The organism is Streptomyces sp. NPDC049887, from assembly GCF_040656535.1.
Classification (GTDB): Bacteria; Actinomycetota; Actinomycetes; order Streptomycetales; family Streptomycetaceae; genus Streptomyces.
In genome coordinates, this window is the sequence record NZ_JBFAMM010000002.1 from 122,203 (window position 1) to 137,038 (window position 14,836).

Below are 14,836 nucleotides of genomic sequence, written 5' to 3' on the forward strand. Positions count from 1 at the left end.
TTGCGGAGGACGTCCCCGGGACGGCACGGCCGCCACGGAACCCGCACCGGGGATCCAAGCGGCCCGGGTCGCACCGGGCCGCCGCCCGCGTTGGTGTTCCGCGCCGCTCAGGATCATGCTGGTGACGAGAGCCCTGGCCGTGAGTTCCCCTGGCGGGCAGCGGGAGCCGCGCACGAGCAAAGGGGCGAGATGAGCGGCGATGGAACGACTTCCCACCTCACCGGGCGAGCCTCCCGGCACCGCGCAGCCTCCCGCCCCGGCCGGCGACCGGACCGACCCGGCCCAGCCGCCCTCCACGATCCCCGGTGACGGCCCCGACCCCGTCGGGCCGGTCCCCGGGCGTCCCCTTACCACCGCCACGGCGGTCATCAGCGAGCAGGGTGTCGTGACGGGATGGAGCGAAGGAGCCCGCCGGCTGCTGGGGTACGCGCCCGCCGAGATCATGGGACGGCCCGCCGCCCGTCTCCTCGCCCACGGCACCGCTCCGATCGCGCCGCCGGGCACCCCGTGGCCCGTGGACCTCGGCGGCACCCTGACACTGCGCCATCGGGACGGCCACGACCTCGCGCTCCCGCTGAACGCCACCCGCCGGACCACCACAAGCGGCATCACCGAGTGGCTCGTGACCAGCACCGTCACCGCGGACGAAGGCTCCGCCACCCCGGCGCCGCACGAACCGGCACCCGGACCTGCGGGACTGTCGGACGCGGATGCCCCGGCCGTCGAGGCCGCGGGCTCCGTGGCAGGTGAAGCCCCGGACCGCGAGGCGCCCGCCGACGGGCCCGCGCCCGGGCCACCGGCGGTCGACGCGCCGGCCGCAGCGGCACGGGCGCCGGAGCACCCGGCGGGCGAGCCTCCGCCCGATGCGGCAGCGTCGTACTCAGGCCCCCGGGCCGGTGCACCGCACCCCGGCACCGACGCCCCTGGGACGCCGTACGCCGACGCACCCGGCCCCGCACCGCACCCCGGCGCCGGCGCCGGCGCCGGCGGGAAACCGCTCCCCGGCCCGATCACCGACGATGCGCTGGCGGCGTGGGCGTTCGCCCAGTCCCCGTGCATGCTCGCGGTCTTCGACACCGACCTGCGGCTGCTGCGCGTCAATGCCGCCATGGAGCGCGCGCTGTCCCTGCCCGAGGCCCGCATCCGCGGTCTGCGGCTCATGGAGATCGTTCCCGACCCGGTGAGCGAGGAGACCGAGCGCGTCATGGGCCTGGCACTCCGGACCGGCAGGCCGCAGCACACGCCGACGGCGCTGCGCCCCTCCGGCAACAGCTCCGAGGCGGGCCGCCCGGCAACCGTCACCCCGCTCACGGACGACGGCGGAGTCCGGGCCGTGTGCCTGGCCGCCCACGCCCGTACCGAGGAGCCCGAACACCACCTCACGCGGCAGCGGATGCTGCTGGAGGACCCGGGCGCAGGGATCGGCACCACCCTCGACCTGGAGCACACCGCGCAGGAACTCACCGACGCCGCCGTGCCCCGGCTCGCCGACACCGCCGCCGTCGAGTTGTGCGAGACCCCTCGTCACAGCCGTCCGACCGGCCCCCTCCCGCTGCGCCGGACCGCCTACCGCTCGCATCCGCCGGGCACCGCGCCGGCGGCCGGCCCGGAGCCCGTCACCCACCCCGCCCACTCCCCGCTGACCCGGTGCCTGACGACGGGCCGCAGCGCCGTGTACCGGATGGACGACCCGTCCCTCGCCCAGTGGAGGGCCACCGATCCCGAGGCGGCGCGGCTGGACGAGGCCGGCACGCACACGCTGATGGCCGTACCCATGCTCACGGGGGGATCCACGCTCGGGGTGGCGCTGTTCACCCGCAACCGCAACCCGCAGCCGTTCACACCGGACGACCTTCAGCTGGCCGAGCAACTGACCCACCGAGCCGCCACCGGCATCCACAACGCCCGCCGCTTCACCCGCGAACGCACCACCACCATGACGCTGCAACGCAGCCTGCTCCCGCACACACTGCCCGACCAGCCCGCCCTGGACATCGCCACGCGCTATCTGCCCGCCGGTACCGAGGCCGGCGTGGGAGGCGACTGGTTCGACGTCATCCCGCTGTCCGGCGCGCGCGTCGCCCTCGTCGTCGGCGACGTCGTCGGCCACGGCATCAGGGCCTCCGCCACCATGGGCCGGCTGCGCACCGCGGTCCGCACCCTCGCCGATGTGGACCTCCCGCCCGACGAACTGCTCACCCGGCTCGACGACCTCGTACTCCATCTGTCCACCGACGAGTCCTCGGCCGCCGCCGACACCACGACCGGTATCGGCACCACCTGCCTGTACGCCATCTACGATCCGATCTCCCGGGACCTGACACACGCCCGCGCCGGCCACCCGCCACCGGCCGCCGCCACCCCCGACGGTGACGTGTACTTCCTCGACACTCCCGCGGGTCCGCCCCTGGGGCTCGGCGGCCTCCCCTTCGAGACCACCACCACGACCCTCGACGAGGGCACGCTGCTCGCCTTCTACACCAACGGCCTGCTCAACCCGCGCGAGGCCGACATCGACCAGACCCTGGACACGCTCTTCACGGCACTCGCCCGCCCGTCGTCCGGCCTCGAGACCACGTGCGACCGCATTCTGACGACCCTGCTCACCCACCCGCCCACCGACGACATCGCCCTCCTCGTCGCCCGCACCAAGACGCTCCACCCCCAGCACGTCGCCACATGGACGCTCCCGCACGACCCCGCGATCGTCATCGAGGCCCGTCACCGCACGACCGAGCAGCTCGCCACCTGGGAACTCGGGGACGCCACCTTCATCACGGAACTGATCGTCAGCGAGCTCGTCACCAACGCCATCCGCTACGGCAAACCACCGATCCAGCTGCGTCTGATCCACACCGACACCACACTCACCACCGAGGTCACCGACTACAGCAGCACCAGTCCGCATCTGCGGCACGCCCACACCTACGACGAGAACGGCCGCGGGCTCTATCTCATCGCCCAGCTCACCCAGCGCTGGGGCACCCGGCACACCCCGACCAGCAAGACCATCTGGACCGAGCAGACGCTGATGTGAGCCGCGGGGTGGGCAGCCGCCGGAAACCCCGTTGCGGTGCCGGCCCGGGGCGGCCGACAGTTGGCCTCATGACCACGCACCCCACCCCGCCGCCCGGTACCACCGTGCGCCCGGCGACGCTCGACGACGCGGAGGCCGTGTGCGCCCTCCTCAATGAGATCGACCTGCTGGAAATCGGCCGCCCCGACACCTCGTTGACCGAGGTCGAAGCCGATCTGAAGCATCCGGAGGTGGACCTGGATCGCGACTCCTGGCTGCTGTTCGACGGCGGCCGGCTCGTCGGGTACGGGCTGCTGTGGGACGACTCCGGCCACGAGCGGATCGACATGGACCAGTACACCCTCCCCGACCGGGAGCAGGCCGTCGGCCACCTGTTCGACCTGATGGAGGCCCGCGCCGTGGAACGTGCCGCGCTCAACGGCGCGTCGCGGGCCGTGGTGCACATGCACCTCAACACCAAGCCGACGACGGACGTGGACGCCCTGCGCGGACGTGGCTGGAGCCCGGTCCGCCGCTACAACGTGCTGACCCGCCCGCTGTCACCCGCCGCCGACCCGGTGCCGGCGCCCCCGCCCGGCGTGACGCTGCGCACCTGCACGGCGGAGGAGGACCGCAGACGCGCCCATCCCCTGCTCCAGGCGTCGTTCGCCGACCACTTCGACTTCCAGCCGCGCACGTACGAGCAGTGGTACGACGACATCGACGGCGACCGGGCCGACTGGTCGCTCGTGTGGATCGCGCAGGTCGACGGCGTGGGGGACGCGGCGGCGGTGCGCACGCACAACAACCGTTCCTCCTCTGGCTGGATCGGCAACCTCGGCGTCCTGCGGGAGGCCCGGGGCCGGGGGCTCGGGGGCCATCTGCTGCGGCACGCCTTCGGGCACTACGCGGCGATGGGACGGGACCGGATCGGCCTCGGGGTGGACACCGACAACAGCAGCGGGGCCCTCGCCCTGTACGAAGGCCACGGCATGACCCTCGACTTCGCCGTCGACACCTGGGAGTCGGCGCTCCCGGTCCCGGCCCGTGGCACCGCCCGCGCCGCTTCCCTCGGCTGACGCGGCCGGCGACTGCGGGCAGCACCCCTGCGCGCGGCCGTCCCACCATGTCACGGGGCCGCGGCCGCCGCACGGAACCGGCAGGGCGGGCCCCGCCGCGACTGTCGCGTGCGCCCCGCCTGGCGGAACCTCCGCGGCCCGCGCGCCATCCTCCCCACCGTACGGCGAACGACGGCAAGGGCGAGGGGCGCGGCGTGGTGCGGTGGAGCGACGGGGAGCGGACGGGCTCCGACGGCGAGAAGGTGCGGGCGCTGAGCCGGCGCGGCGTCCTGGGGGCGGGGGTCGCCGCCGGGTTGGGACTGGCGGCGGGCAGTCGGGCCGCGGGGGCGCCCGCCGCGCCCCCGCGCGCGAGGCCCGCTCCCCGGGTCCCCGGCGCGCCTCGGGCCGGGGACTGGACGGCGCTGGCCCGTGGGCTGGACGGGTCTCTCGTACGGCCCGGCGACCGTGACTACGACGCCGCCCGCAAGCTGTTCAACCCCCGCTTCGACGGGCTGCGGCCGGCCGCGGTCGCGTACTGCGCCCGTCCGGAGGACGTCCGCGGCTGCCTGGAGTTCGCGAGGCGTCACCGGGTGCCGGTCGCGGTGCGCAGCGGCGGCCACTCCTACGCGGGATGGTCCTCGGGGCCGGGCCTCGTCGTGGACGTCCAGCGGATGGCGGGCATCTCACTGTCGGGGACGACCGCGACGATCGGCGCGGGGGCCAAACTCATCGACGTCTACGCCCGGTTGACGGCTCGCGGGCGGACCGTGCCCGCGGGGTCCTGTCCCACCGTGGGGGTGTCGGGGCTGGCGCTCGGCGGCGGTATCGGTGTGGTCAGCCGTGCCTACGGCCTGACCAGCGACAGTGTCGTCGGTGCCCGGATCGTCACCGCCGACGGGCGGATACGCACGGTGGACGCCGCGCACGACCCGGACCTGTTCTGGGCCCTGCGCGGGGGCGGCAACGCCCGGTTCGGCGTGGTCACCGAGCTGCGCATGCGCACCCACGCGGCGCCGCGGTGCACCACGTTCTTCCTGAGCTGGCCGTGGTCGCGGGCCGCCGCCGTGGTGCGCGAGTGGCAGAAGTGGGCGCCCACCGCGCCTGACGGTATCTGGGCGAATCTGCACCTCTCCGCTCCGGTGGGCGGCAGGCCCGGGTCGGTGCGGGTCGGGGGCCTGGCGCTCACGGGCCGCGGCGACCTGGAGAACCGCCTCGACCGGCTGGCCGACGCCGTCGGGGCGCCGGCGCGGACGGAGTCGGTGCGCACCCGGCCCTTCATGGACGCCATGAAGGTGATGGGCGGCGTGTCGGGCCTCACCATCGCCCAGTCCCATCAGAAGGGCACACTGCCCGGACGCGACCCGCAGGGACGCGTGGCTCGCGAATCGTACGCCGCGCGCTCGGACTTCTACACCAGGCGCATCCCGGCCGACGGGGTCAGGGCGCTGCTCGGCCGGGTGGAGCGGCTGGCCGCTCTCTCCGGGGGCGGCGCGGGCAGTGTCGCGCTCGACGCGCTGGGCGGCGCGGTGGGACGGGTCGGGCCGGCCGCCACGGCCTTCGTCCACCGCGACGCGCTGTTCCTGGCGCAGTACATCGTGTCCTGGCCGGACAACGCGGCCGCCGCGACGGTCGACCGGCACCAGGCGTGGCTCGACGGCACGCACACGGCGATGCGGCCGTGGGCGAGCGGCCGGGCGTACCAGAACTACACCGACCCCAAGTTGCGTGACTGGCGCCGTGCGTACTTCGGCGCCAACGCCGAGCGGCTGGCCCGGGTGAAGGAGACGTACGACCCGGAACGGCTGTTCCGCCACCCGCAGTCGTTCTGAGCCGGGGCCCGCCGCCGGGCGGGAGGCGGTCCGTGGCGCGTCGAGGGCCCGCGCCGGCGGAGTGGGACCGGACGCACCGTTCGGGGCGGCACGCCGGGGCCCGCTGCCGTGGCGTCCGGGCGGGAGGGTCAGTACACGTCGTCGCGAACCGCCGAGAGCAGGCGCGCGCAGCGGGCGCTCATGTCCCCCGCGGACTGCTCCGGGTGCGAGATCCACCAGCCGACCAGGGCGCCGACCGTGCCCGTCCAGACGTGCTTGAGGGCGTCCGCGTCGAGCGGGTCCCTGTTGCCGCCGCGCCCGAGCAGCGCGGCCGTGCCCTCGGCCGCGAGGTCGTCGACGGCAGCCCGGTGCCGTTGGGCGGCCGAGCGGAGTTCCGATCCGGGCGGGAGCGTCCGGTCGTAGAGCACGAACCACGCGTGGCGTTGGCCCTCCAGGGCGGTGAAGAGCGCCGTGAGGACCGCGTGTGCCGGCGACGCGGCCGAAGGCGGCCGGGCGGCGGTCATCGCACCCTCGATCGCCGTGAGCAGCCGGGCGGCGACGCGTTCCAGGCACGCCAGGTAGAGGCCGTCCTTGGAGCCGAAGTAGGTGTACAGCATCGGTTTGGTGACGCCCACCTGCCGGGCGATCGCCACCATGGACGCGCCGGCGTGCCCGCTGCGGCCGAACTCCTCCGTCGCCGCGGCGACGATCTGTTCCTCCCGGCGGGCACGCGGTACGCCCTTCGTGCCCGCGCCGCGTCCGTCGCGCCCCGCGCCGGAAGCGGCGGCCGCCGGACCTCTTGCAGTACCCATGACAGCACTATACGTTGCGGTAAATTACCTAGCGGTAAATTACTGAGAGGGAAGATCGATGGATCTCCTCAGCCCCGCCTCCCCGTCCGCCGGCCCCCGCCCCCGTCGCTCCTGGTGGGGCTGGGGCACCGAGGAGGAGGCCCTGCCGGACAGCGAGTGCACGGCCCTCGGAGCCCTGGTGCCCGGCGCGGCGGACACCCCGCTGCCGGTGCCCGGCATCGCCGACCTGGACCTGCCCGCCTCCCGTGTCGCGGCGCCGTCCGCGCTCGGACACCTCATGTCGGACGCGCCGGAGCAACGGGCGGGCCACACCTACGGCAAGGCGTACCGCGACGTCGTACGGGCCCTGTACCGAGATCTGCGACCCGCGCCCGATCTGGTGGCCCGTCCCCGGTCGGAGCAGGAGGTGGCGGACGTCCTGGACTGGGCGTCGGGTGCGGACGTGGCCGTCGTGCCCTACGGGGCGGGGAGTTCGGTCGTCGGCGGCGTCGAGTACCGCGCCGGTCCGCACCGGGGCGTCGTGTCGATGGACCTGTCCGGACTGGACCGGGTGCTGGAGATCGACCGGGTGAGCCGTGCGGCGCGGATCCAGGCCGGAATCCTCGGTCCCGCGCTGGAGGACCACCTCCGGCCGCACGGACTGACGTTGCGCCACTTCCCGCAGAGCTTCGAGTTCTCCACACTCGGGGGCTGGCTGGCCACCCGCGCCGGCGGCCACTACGCCACGCTCCACACCCACATCGACGATCTCGTGGAGTCGCTGCGGGTGGTGACGCCCGCGGGCGTCAACGATTCGCTGAGAGTTCCCGGTTCGGGCGCGGGTCCGTCGCCGGACCGCCTGTTCCTGGGCTCCGAGGGCGCCCTGGGAGTGATCACCGAGGCGTGGATGCGCCTGCAGGACCGTCCCCGGCACAAGGCCTCGGCCACGGTGTTCTTCGACGGCTTCGACGCGGCGCTGAGCGCGGTGCGCGCGATCGCCCAGTCCGGGCTGCATCCCGCCAACTGCCGGCTGCTCGACCCCGGGGAGGCCGCCCTGGCCCGGGTCACCGGCGGCGGCCGGAGCGCGCTGATCCTCGGCGTCGAAGCTGCCGACCGGCCCGTGGACGGGCGACTCGCGGAGCTCGTCGAGCTCACCCGGGACCACGGCGGCCTACCGGCTCCCGCCGGCGGGGAGGGCGGCGACGCGGCGGCGGGCACCTGGCGGTCCGCGTTCCTGCGCATGCCGTACATGCGCGACGCGCTCGCCCGGATGAGCGTGATCAGCGAGACCTTCGAGACCGCGTGCACCTGGGACCGGCTCCCGCTGCTCGTCGACACCGTGCGCCGCGAACTCGGCGCCGCCGTACGGCAGGCCACGGGCGCCGAGGCCATGCTCAACTGCCGTCTGACACACCTCTATCCGGACGGCGCCGCACCGTACTTCACCGTGATCGCCGCGGTGCGACGCGGCAGCGAGGTCGCCGTGTGGGACGACCTCAAGACGGCCGCGACCGCGGTTCTCGGCGATCTCGGCGCGACCGTCACCCACCACCACGCCGTCGGACGGGACCACCGCCCCGGCTACGACCGCCAGCGTCCTGAACCGTTCGCGCTCGCCCTGCGCGCTGCGAAACAGGTCCTGGACCCGGCGGGGATCCTCAACCCCGGCGTTCTGCTCGATCCCGTCGACCGGCCCGGCACGGTGCGGGACGGAAAGGCTCCGGCCTGAGGGCCCCTCGTCCGACGCGGCATCGGCACGCTCCGCGGTGGCCGGTCCGCGCCGGACCGGACAGGCGCACAGGTCCCGAACGACCGCGCGGACGAGGCAGCCGCGCGAGCCGCGCGACGCGGGGAGGAGGTCGAAGGGGAGGGCCGCCCCACCGGCTTCGCGGACTACCGCCGGCGCGGGTGGTCGGGGTCCTCCTCGGCGCTCGGCAGATCGCGGTGCCCGTCGTTCCACGGGTTCGTCCACCCGCACACCCCGCACGCGTAACGGCCGTTGAGGCCGGACAGACGCGTGCCGCAGCGTTCGCAGTCGGTCTCGGTGATCTGCAGCGCTCCGTGATGCGCCAGGTCGGCGGGGGGCGGTAGTTCCTCGACCTGCGGGGGCCATTCACGACCACGGGAACGCTTGCTCATGCGGGGGAGGTTACCTCCGGGGCCACCGGCCGCCGCGGCCCGGGTCCCGGGGCGCGCCGGTGGTCCGGCCGGATCGGGGCCCGGCGGTGCCGGAGCGGGATCGCGCCGGCACCGCGGGGAGGCCGGCACGGCCATGACGGGTCCCAGGTGCGGTCCTCCGGCCGCCCGTACGTCCCGGTGCCGCTGGGTGCTCAGCCCGCCAGGCTGTGCTCGCCGCCCGCCGCGATGAGGCCCACCCGGCCGCTCGTGGCCGTCACCGCCACGGGAACGTTGCTGTCGGCGGTGGCCCCGTTGCCGAGCCGGCCCTCTCCGTTCCCGCCCCAGGCGTGGACGACCCCACCAGGGCCGACTTTGTCGCCGGCGTCGTCCTCGCCTCCGCCCGGGAGCCCGCCCGGCCGGCCGCCGCAACGGCAGGACGGCCCGCTCGGCAGACCGGAGTGGCCGCAGCCGCAGGACGAGGTCAGGGCGAGGTTGTGGTCCTCCGAGGTGGAGATGCCCGTCACCCCGCGCAGGCCCCGCACCCGGACGGGGATGGTGCTGTCGTCGAGGGTTCCGTTGCCCAACTGCCCCGAGGCGTTGCCGCCCCAGGCCCACACCGTGCCGTCGCCCGCCAGTGCGAGGCTGTGGCCGAGTCCTGCCGCGACGGCCGTGACCCCGGTGAGTGCCCGGACCTCCACCGGGGTCGTGCTGTCGATGTTGGTGCCGTTGCCCAGCTGCCCGGAGAAGTTGTCACCCCAGGACAGCACCCGGCCCTCCCCGACCACCGCGAGGCTGTGGTCACCGCCCGCGGCCACGGCCCTGGCCCGGGTGACGCCCCACGCCTGGACGGGGATGGTGCTGTCGTCGAGGGTTCCGTTGCCCAGCTGGCCGTTGTCGTTGTCACCCCACGCCCACACCGTGCCGTCCTCCAGCAGGGCCAGGCTGTGCGCGAATCCCGCGGCGAGACTCCTGATGCCGGCCGGTTCCGGGACGGCGACGGGCACGGGGCTGCCGGCGTTGTCACCGGTGCCGAGCTGGCCGTCCTCGTTGTCGCCCCACGCCTGCGCGAACGGCGCGCCGCCGCCGCCGAACGGATCGGCCGCGAAGGCGCCGGGCGTCCACACCAGCGTCGCCGCCAGTGCTGCGGCCAGCACCGTACCGGTACGTCCCACGGCACCGCGGCCCGGTGGATGCGCTTCACCCATGACACTTCCCCTCTCGTCCGGTCCCGCCCCACCGCCTCCCCTGCGGCACGAAATGTGAAGAAACCAGTCACAGGCATACCAGTCGCCCCCGTACCGCCGGGCCCGACACGTGCGGGCCCCCGACACCCGGTGCCCGGTCGGGGCGCGCACCCGTCGGGACGGGCGTACGGCGTGCGCCTGCGGCTCGCGGGCACGCGCGCTCGTGGGGGGTGGGCGCTCGTGGGACTGGGCGCGGACCTCTCGCGCCGGGTGGGGCCGGGCGGGTGGTGCGTGTAGGCCCGTCGGCCGTGCGTTCGTCCGTGTCGGCGGGGTCCGGTACCGGCCGCTCGCTACGTTCCAGGCACGTACCCCCCAGAGCTCGAAGGGCACAGCCATGGCCAAGTGCGAAGTCTGCGGCAACGACTACGAGATGTCGTTCGAGGTGCACGCCGCGGGAGCGGTGCACACGTTCGACAGCATCGAGTGTGCGGCCCAGCGGATGGCACCGATCTGCGAGAACTGCCAGTGCCGGATCCTCGGCCACGGACTGCAGGCCGACGGGCAGTTCTACTGCTGTGCGCACTGCGCCCGCCAGCAGGGGGTCGCGGAGCTCGCCGACCACGCCTGAGCCGCTCCGCGCGGACGCGGCCCGCGTTCCGCCGGTGGCGCAAGGCCCCGTGCACCCCCTCCACACGCCCTACTGTGCTCCATGTCACTCCGCTGGGCCGAGCGGCGTGCGATGACTTTTCACGTTGCGCACCGTCTCCTTTGACGTAGTCCTTCGGAGCAGGAAGAGGAGCCACTCCCATGCGCATCGTGATCACCGAGTTCATCAGCCTGGACGGCGTCGTGCAGGCACCGGGCGGTCCCGAGGAGGACACCGACGGCGGTTTCGCACACGGCGGCTGGTCGCATCCGTTCTTCGACCCGGAGACGGTGGGTCGCGCGTTCGACGAGGCGCTCAGCAGCGCGGAGGGGCTGCTGTTCGGGCGCCGCACCTGGCAGACGATGGCCGGCGCGTGGCCGGAGCGGGCCGGGGACCCGTTCGCCGACAGGATGAACGCGCTCCCGAAGTACGTCGTGTCGCAGACGCTCGGCGAGGACAAGCTGACGTGGCACAACACCAGGCGCATCCCCGGTGAGGCGGCCGTCGACCGGATCCGGGAACTGCGGGACGCCGAGGGCGGCGATCTGGTCGTGATGGGCAGCCCGACCCTGGCCCGGACCCTCATCACCGAGGGACTGGTCGACGAACTCCGGCTGATGATCATGCCGGTGCTCCTCGGCGGCGGCAAGACGATCTTCCCCGGCGACGGGGGCAAGCACTCCCTGGAGCTGGTCTCCACGGTCACCGGCGGCACCGGTGTGCACGTGTGCGTCTACCGGCCGGCCGCCGGGGAGTAGCCGGCCCGGCCGTGCACCGTCCCGGCCGGCGCCCCGGCCTCCCGGCGGGAGAGCCGGGCCCGGTCACGGCGCGAGATAGGTGTGGAACAGACCCTGCGGGTCGTGGCGGGCCCTGAGATTCTGCAGCCGCTCCCAGTCGTTCGCCCTGAACGAGCGCTCCGCCCGCGCCGGATGGGCGGTGAGGTCGGCCTCGGCGACGTAGTGGCCGGTGCCCAGTGGCTCCACGGAGGCCGTCGCGTCGCGCAGCCACCTCGTGTTGGCCTCGTCGGCGGACGGGTCGTCCCAGATGGCGTAGGGGACCGCGCAGGTCTCGCCGAGCACCGAGAAGGCCATGTCGCGCAGCAGGTCGCCGTCGTGGGACGCCGGGGCGAACGGAGCGAGGACGAGGGACCGTTGGGAGGGGGCCTCTCGCACGGCGTCGCCGAGTCGGGAGAGCAGTGCGGCGAAGTCGGCGTCGGACCAGAGGGTGTCGGCGGCGTAGCGCAGCCCGGACGGCCAGAGGACGTCGGCGGTGTCGTGGAGGGCGGCGAAGGACGTCGGTCCGGGTGCCCGGTGGTGGACGGCGCCGTCCGCGAACGGGCAGTTCCCGAGCGGGCGCAGGGCCTCGTCGGCGTGTTCGGCGTCGGCGGCGAAGGCGGTCGCCGTGACGGTGACGACCTTCGGGCGGGGCGTCACGTCCGTCATGAACGGGGCCGCCGTGGCCAGAGTGAGGGCGAGTTCCACGGACGGTTCGAGTTCGTGTGAGATCTCGGTGGCCCACTGGCAGACCGGCTCGACGTCCGCCAGGGGGAATGCGTACGTGGTCGTCGCGATGGCCCCGGGCGCCGGGTGGAGGCGCAGTCGGAAGCGGGTGACGGCGGCGAAGAAGCCGGGGCCGGCACCTCGCGCGGCCCAGAGCAGGTCGGCGTTCTCATGCTCGTTGCACCGCACGGTCTCGCCGTCCGCCGTCACGGCCTCGATCTCCTCGACGCTGTGGCAGGCCGGGCCGAGCGCGCCGGAGTTCCATCCGAGCCCGCCGCTGAGCAGATATCCCCCGAGGGCGACCGTCCCGCAGTGCCCCGTGGGAAACGCCAGGCCCGCCTCGGCGAGCGCCGGGACCAGTTCACGGCCGGTGACGGCCGGCTGGACGGACGCGGTCGCGGACCCCGGATCGATCGCGTACCGGCGGAGCCCGGAGAGGTCGAGCAGCATGCCGTCGGAGCGCACGGGCGACCCGCACCAGCTGTGCCCCGCGGACCGTACGGCGATCCGCAGGCCGAGGGAACGGGCGAGCCGCACGGCGGCGGGGACGTCCCGCTCGGACGCGGCACGGACGATGAGTTCGGGGAAGCGGTCGGGTTTCAGGCGGTTCCACACCATCGCGGAGCGAACCGCCTCGTAGGCGTCGTCGCCCCGCCGGACGATGGTCCCCTCGACGGCTCCGGCCTGCCTCTGTTCACGCATCGCGGGCTCCAGGACTTGCGCCTTGGGGCCGTCCTCGGCTGCGGTTCGAGCGGGGCTCGAGGTGCGGCCGCGAGGAACCGGCGTGATCCGTGGGCCCGATGGGCACCCGGCCCGTGGCGGCGGGTACGTCGTCCATTTTACCCCGCCCCTGCGGACGCCCGCGGCCCGGAACGGCCCGGAGGCGGCCACCGACGGCGGCGAACCCCGGCCCGGCCGGCGGGACGAACGCTCACGGGGTCGTCAGGCCGAAGAGCACGATGAGCACGATGAGCACGGCACAGCACACCGCGGCGATCCGGTGGCCGACCCCGCGCGGACCGGCCGGTGCGGGCCGGTCGCCCACCGGCCCCGTCCGGTGCGGCCCCACCCGTGCGAGGATCCCCTGGACGGATGCCCGGTTCCGGTGGTGGAAGGTGACCATGTACGCGATATCCCTGGGTGACGACGGCGCGGAGCTCGGACCGCTGGAGCCGTGGCAGGCCGAGGAGTTCCTGGCCCACATCGACCGGGGGCGGGATTTCATCGGCCGGTTCAACGGGCTGCCGGACGTGGTCACTGATCTGGACTCGAGCCGGGCGTTCCTGCGGGCGTACGCCGAGAAGACCGCGGCCGACACGGGCCGGATCTGCGGCATCCGCCGGGACGGCGTTCTGGTGGGCGCCGTCATCCTCCGGACCATGGACGTCGCCGAGGGCACCGCCGAGGCGGGCTGCTGGCTGGAGCCCTCGGCCGCGGGCCGCGGGCTCGTCACGCGGGCCGCCCGTGTGCTCATCGACTGGGCCGTCGGGGAAAGGGGCATCCACCGCGTCGAATGGTGGGTCTCGTCCGGCAACGAGCCCAGTATCGCGGTGGCCCGGCGGCTGGGAATGACGAAGGACGCGGTGCTGCGCGAGAGTTACCCGTACCGGGGGAAGCGCCACGACATGGAGATCTGGTCCGTGCTCGCCCCGGAATGGCGGGCGGCGAACGGGGATCGGCCGGTCTCCCGGACTTTGACGGGATGACATAATCCGAGCGGTGGAGACCGAGCAAGGGCGGCGCTACGGCCGAGAAGGCGGGGGAAAGGCAACGGTGGCCTCGTCGAGATCATGGCCGCAATGGCGTCCGGACTCCCCGGAGTCGTCCTCCGGCGGGCACCCCTTCCTGCTCGTCACGCTGCGCATGACCGTCCCCGGTGGCAGGCAGTGGCAGCAGTACCGCTTCGTCGAGAACCAGGACCTGCGTTCCCGGCTGGTTCCTCTTCTCGGCACGCTGCCCCTGAGCCATTCGCTGCTGCAGGAGCCGCACGGCGGCCAGCCCTGCCGGTTCAGCGACCCTGCCGTGCGGCTCTGGCGGGACGACGACGCCGACCGCTGGCCCAACTCCCTCTACCGGTCGTTCGCCGAGATGGACGGGCCGCGCCGGGGGCTCGGTGAGGTCACGGTGACACTGCGGCTGCACAGCCGGAGCGGCGTCGTGCGGGAGGTCTCCCGCACGATCAACGAGTGCAATGTCCGTGCGGACGGGCTGCTCCTGCGAACCCAGGTGCCGGACGTCCTGCCGCTCGACGGCTGACGCCCCGCGGCACGGCCCGGGGCGGGCCGTGCCGCAGCGGGGCCACCGGGCGCCGGCCGCCTCACCACGGCCGGCAGGGGAACGGCCCAGAGGGCCGGAACACCTCCGGACCGTGCCCCAGACGCCGGGAGACCAGCAGCACTGCCGTGACCCACACGGCCACCGCGGTCAGCCCGATGCCGGACGACCGGATGGCGGCAGCCCACAGGAAGAGCACACCCGCCGTCGCCGCCGCCACCGCCGCCGCCACGAGGAGCACCTCGCGACCGCCGGTTCCCCGCCGGGCGGGCCGCCCGGCGAGCAGTCCGGCCTCGACCTGGTCGAGCATCGCGATCTCGCGCGCCGACAGTCGCCTCTCCTCCGGCACTCCGCCCCCAGCCTCCGTCGTGTCCCCGACCCGGTTCCTCCGCGCTGCGCGTCCGCCCCGTCACGGGGCGTCCGAGGTGCGGATGCCCGCTCA

14 protein-coding genes are annotated in these 14,836 nt (G+C 74.3%); 8 read left to right on the forward strand and 6 right to left on the reverse strand.

Annotation, left to right across the window (positions count from 1 at the left end; all coding sequences use genetic code 11):
- Nucleotides 1–199 precede the first annotated feature (199 nt).
- From AB0J10_RS02645 to AB0J10_RS02655, 3 genes are all read left to right on the forward strand, one after another.
- The gene (locus tag AB0J10_RS02645) at nucleotides 200–3,037 is read left to right on the forward strand and encodes a SpoIIE family protein phosphatase (protein ID WP_363057025.1); all 2,838 of its coding nucleotides are present in this window, start codon (nucleotides 200–202) and stop codon (nucleotides 3,035–3,037) included.
- A gap of 68 nt (nucleotides 3,038–3,105) precedes the next feature.
- Nucleotides 3,106–4,095: a GNAT family N-acetyltransferase gene (locus AB0J10_RS02650; protein ID WP_363057027.1), complete on the forward strand. Its 990-nt coding sequence runs from the start codon at nucleotides 3,106–3,108 to the stop codon at nucleotides 4,093–4,095.
- A 194-nt stretch (nucleotides 4,096–4,289) separates the two neighbouring features.
- Nucleotides 4,290–5,903: an FAD-binding oxidoreductase gene (locus tag AB0J10_RS02655; protein WP_363057029.1), complete on the forward strand. Its 1,614-nt coding sequence runs from the start codon at nucleotides 4,290–4,292 to the stop codon at nucleotides 5,901–5,903.
- Between the two features lie 128 nt (nucleotides 5,904–6,031).
- Here the strand turns inward: AB0J10_RS02655 and AB0J10_RS02660 are convergent, their stop codons facing one another.
- On the reverse strand, nucleotides 6,032–6,694 hold the full coding sequence (locus tag AB0J10_RS02660; RefSeq protein WP_363057031.1) for a TetR/AcrR family transcriptional regulator: 663 nt from the start codon (nucleotides 6,692–6,694) through the stop codon (nucleotides 6,032–6,034).
- 58 nt (nucleotides 6,695–6,752) lie between these two features.
- Here AB0J10_RS02660 and AB0J10_RS02665 point away from each other — a divergent pair, with 58 nt between their 5' ends.
- Nucleotides 6,753–8,402, forward strand: a complete 1,650-nt coding sequence (locus AB0J10_RS02665) for an FAD-binding oxidoreductase (protein WP_363057033.1) — start codon at nucleotides 6,753–6,755, stop codon at nucleotides 8,400–8,402.
- A 164-nt stretch (nucleotides 8,403–8,566) separates the two neighbouring features.
- On the opposite strand, the gene AB0J10_RS02670 is transcribed toward AB0J10_RS02665, so the two are convergent.
- Together AB0J10_RS02670 and AB0J10_RS02675 are read right to left on the reverse strand one after the other, a co-directional pair.
- Nucleotides 8,567–8,812 (reverse strand): hypothetical protein, encoded by a 246-nt coding sequence (locus AB0J10_RS02670; protein ID WP_363057035.1) that lies wholly within the window; start codon nucleotides 8,810–8,812, stop codon nucleotides 8,567–8,569.
- Nucleotides 8,813–9,003: 191 nt separating this feature from the next.
- Nucleotides 9,004–9,996, reverse strand: a complete 993-nt coding sequence (locus AB0J10_RS02675) for a hypothetical protein (RefSeq protein WP_363057037.1) — start codon at nucleotides 9,994–9,996, stop codon at nucleotides 9,004–9,006.
- A 373-nt stretch (nucleotides 9,997–10,369) separates the two neighbouring features.
- On the opposite strand from AB0J10_RS02675, the gene AB0J10_RS02680 reads away from it, so the two are divergent.
- Together AB0J10_RS02680 and AB0J10_RS02685 are read left to right on the forward strand one after the other, a co-directional pair.
- Nucleotides 10,370–10,603 carry a hypothetical protein gene (locus AB0J10_RS02680; RefSeq protein ID WP_363057039.1) on the forward strand — a complete coding sequence of 78 codons (234 nt, stop codon included), beginning with the start codon at nucleotides 10,370–10,372 and terminating at the stop codon, nucleotides 10,601–10,603.
- 179 nt (nucleotides 10,604–10,782) lie between these two features.
- Nucleotides 10,783–11,379, forward strand: coding sequence for a dihydrofolate reductase family protein (locus AB0J10_RS02685; RefSeq protein ID WP_363057041.1), 597 nt, complete (start codon nucleotides 10,783–10,785; stop codon nucleotides 11,377–11,379).
- Nucleotides 11,380–11,442: 63 nt separating this feature from the next.
- Here AB0J10_RS02685 and AB0J10_RS02690 read toward each other — a convergent pair whose 3' ends face one another.
- Together AB0J10_RS02690 and AB0J10_RS02695 are read right to left on the reverse strand one after the other, a co-directional pair.
- On the reverse strand, nucleotides 11,443–12,822 hold the full coding sequence (locus tag AB0J10_RS02690) for an FAD-binding oxidoreductase (protein WP_363057043.1): 1,380 nt from the start codon (nucleotides 12,820–12,822) through the stop codon (nucleotides 11,443–11,445).
- A 229-nt stretch (nucleotides 12,823–13,051) separates the two neighbouring features.
- The gene (locus tag AB0J10_RS02695; RefSeq protein ID WP_363057045.1) at nucleotides 13,052–13,243 is read right to left on the reverse strand and encodes a hypothetical protein; all 192 of its coding nucleotides are present in this window, start codon (nucleotides 13,241–13,243) and stop codon (nucleotides 13,052–13,054) included.
- Between AB0J10_RS02695 and AB0J10_RS02700 the strand changes: the two genes are divergently transcribed.
- Together AB0J10_RS02700 and AB0J10_RS02705 are read left to right on the forward strand one after the other, a co-directional pair.
- The gene (locus AB0J10_RS02700; protein ID WP_363057047.1) at nucleotides 13,242–13,826 is read left to right on the forward strand and encodes a GNAT family protein; all 585 of its coding nucleotides are present in this window, start codon (nucleotides 13,242–13,244) and stop codon (nucleotides 13,824–13,826) included. The two genes, AB0J10_RS02695 and AB0J10_RS02700, sit on opposite strands and share 2 nt — an antisense overlap.
- Before the next feature lie 13 nt (nucleotides 13,827–13,839).
- Nucleotides 13,840–14,376 carry a hypothetical protein gene (locus AB0J10_RS02705; RefSeq protein ID WP_363057049.1) on the forward strand — a complete coding sequence of 179 codons (537 nt, stop codon included), beginning with the start codon at nucleotides 13,840–13,842 and terminating at the stop codon, nucleotides 14,374–14,376.
- 61 nt (nucleotides 14,377–14,437) lie between these two features.
- Here AB0J10_RS02705 and AB0J10_RS02710 read toward each other — a convergent pair whose 3' ends face one another.
- Nucleotides 14,438–14,743, reverse strand: a complete 306-nt coding sequence (locus AB0J10_RS02710) for a hypothetical protein (RefSeq protein ID WP_363057051.1) — start codon at nucleotides 14,741–14,743, stop codon at nucleotides 14,438–14,440.
- Nucleotides 14,744–14,836: the final 93 nt, after the last annotated feature.

Excerpts from the sequence above, each read along its gene's own strand:
- AB0J10_RS02645 (WP_363057025.1), top strand. The coding sequence starts at position 200 with ATGGAACGACTTCCCACCTCACCGGGCGAGCCTCCCGGCACCGCGCAG.
- AB0J10_RS02650 (WP_363057027.1), top strand. The coding sequence starts at position 3,106 with ATGACCACGCACCCCACCCCGCCGCCCGGTACCACCGTGCGCCCGGCG.
- AB0J10_RS02660 (WP_363057031.1), bottom strand. The coding sequence starts at position 6,694 with ATGGGTACTGCAAGAGGTCCGGCGGCCGCCGCTTCCGGCGCGGGGCGC.
- AB0J10_RS02665 (WP_363057033.1), top strand. The coding sequence starts at position 6,753 with ATGGATCTCCTCAGCCCCGCCTCCCCGTCCGCCGGCCCCCGCCCCCGT.
- AB0J10_RS02670 (WP_363057035.1), bottom strand. The coding sequence starts at position 8,812 with ATGAGCAAGCGTTCCCGTGGTCGTGAATGGCCCCCGCAGGTCGAGGAA.
- AB0J10_RS02675 (WP_363057037.1), bottom strand. The coding sequence starts at position 9,996 with ATGGGTGAAGCGCATCCACCGGGCCGCGGTGCCGTGGGACGTACCGGT.
- AB0J10_RS02680 (WP_363057039.1), top strand. The coding sequence starts at position 10,370 with ATGGCCAAGTGCGAAGTCTGCGGCAACGACTACGAGATGTCGTTCGAG.
- AB0J10_RS02685 (WP_363057041.1), top strand. The coding sequence starts at position 10,783 with ATGCGCATCGTGATCACCGAGTTCATCAGCCTGGACGGCGTCGTGCAG.
- AB0J10_RS02690 (WP_363057043.1), bottom strand. The coding sequence starts at position 12,822 with ATGCGTGAACAGAGGCAGGCCGGAGCCGTCGAGGGGACCATCGTCCGG.
- AB0J10_RS02700 (WP_363057047.1), top strand. The coding sequence starts at position 13,242 with ATGTACGCGATATCCCTGGGTGACGACGGCGCGGAGCTCGGACCGCTG.
- AB0J10_RS02695 (WP_363057045.1), bottom strand. The coding sequence starts at position 13,243 with ATGGTCACCTTCCACCACCGGAACCGGGCATCCGTCCAGGGGATCCTC.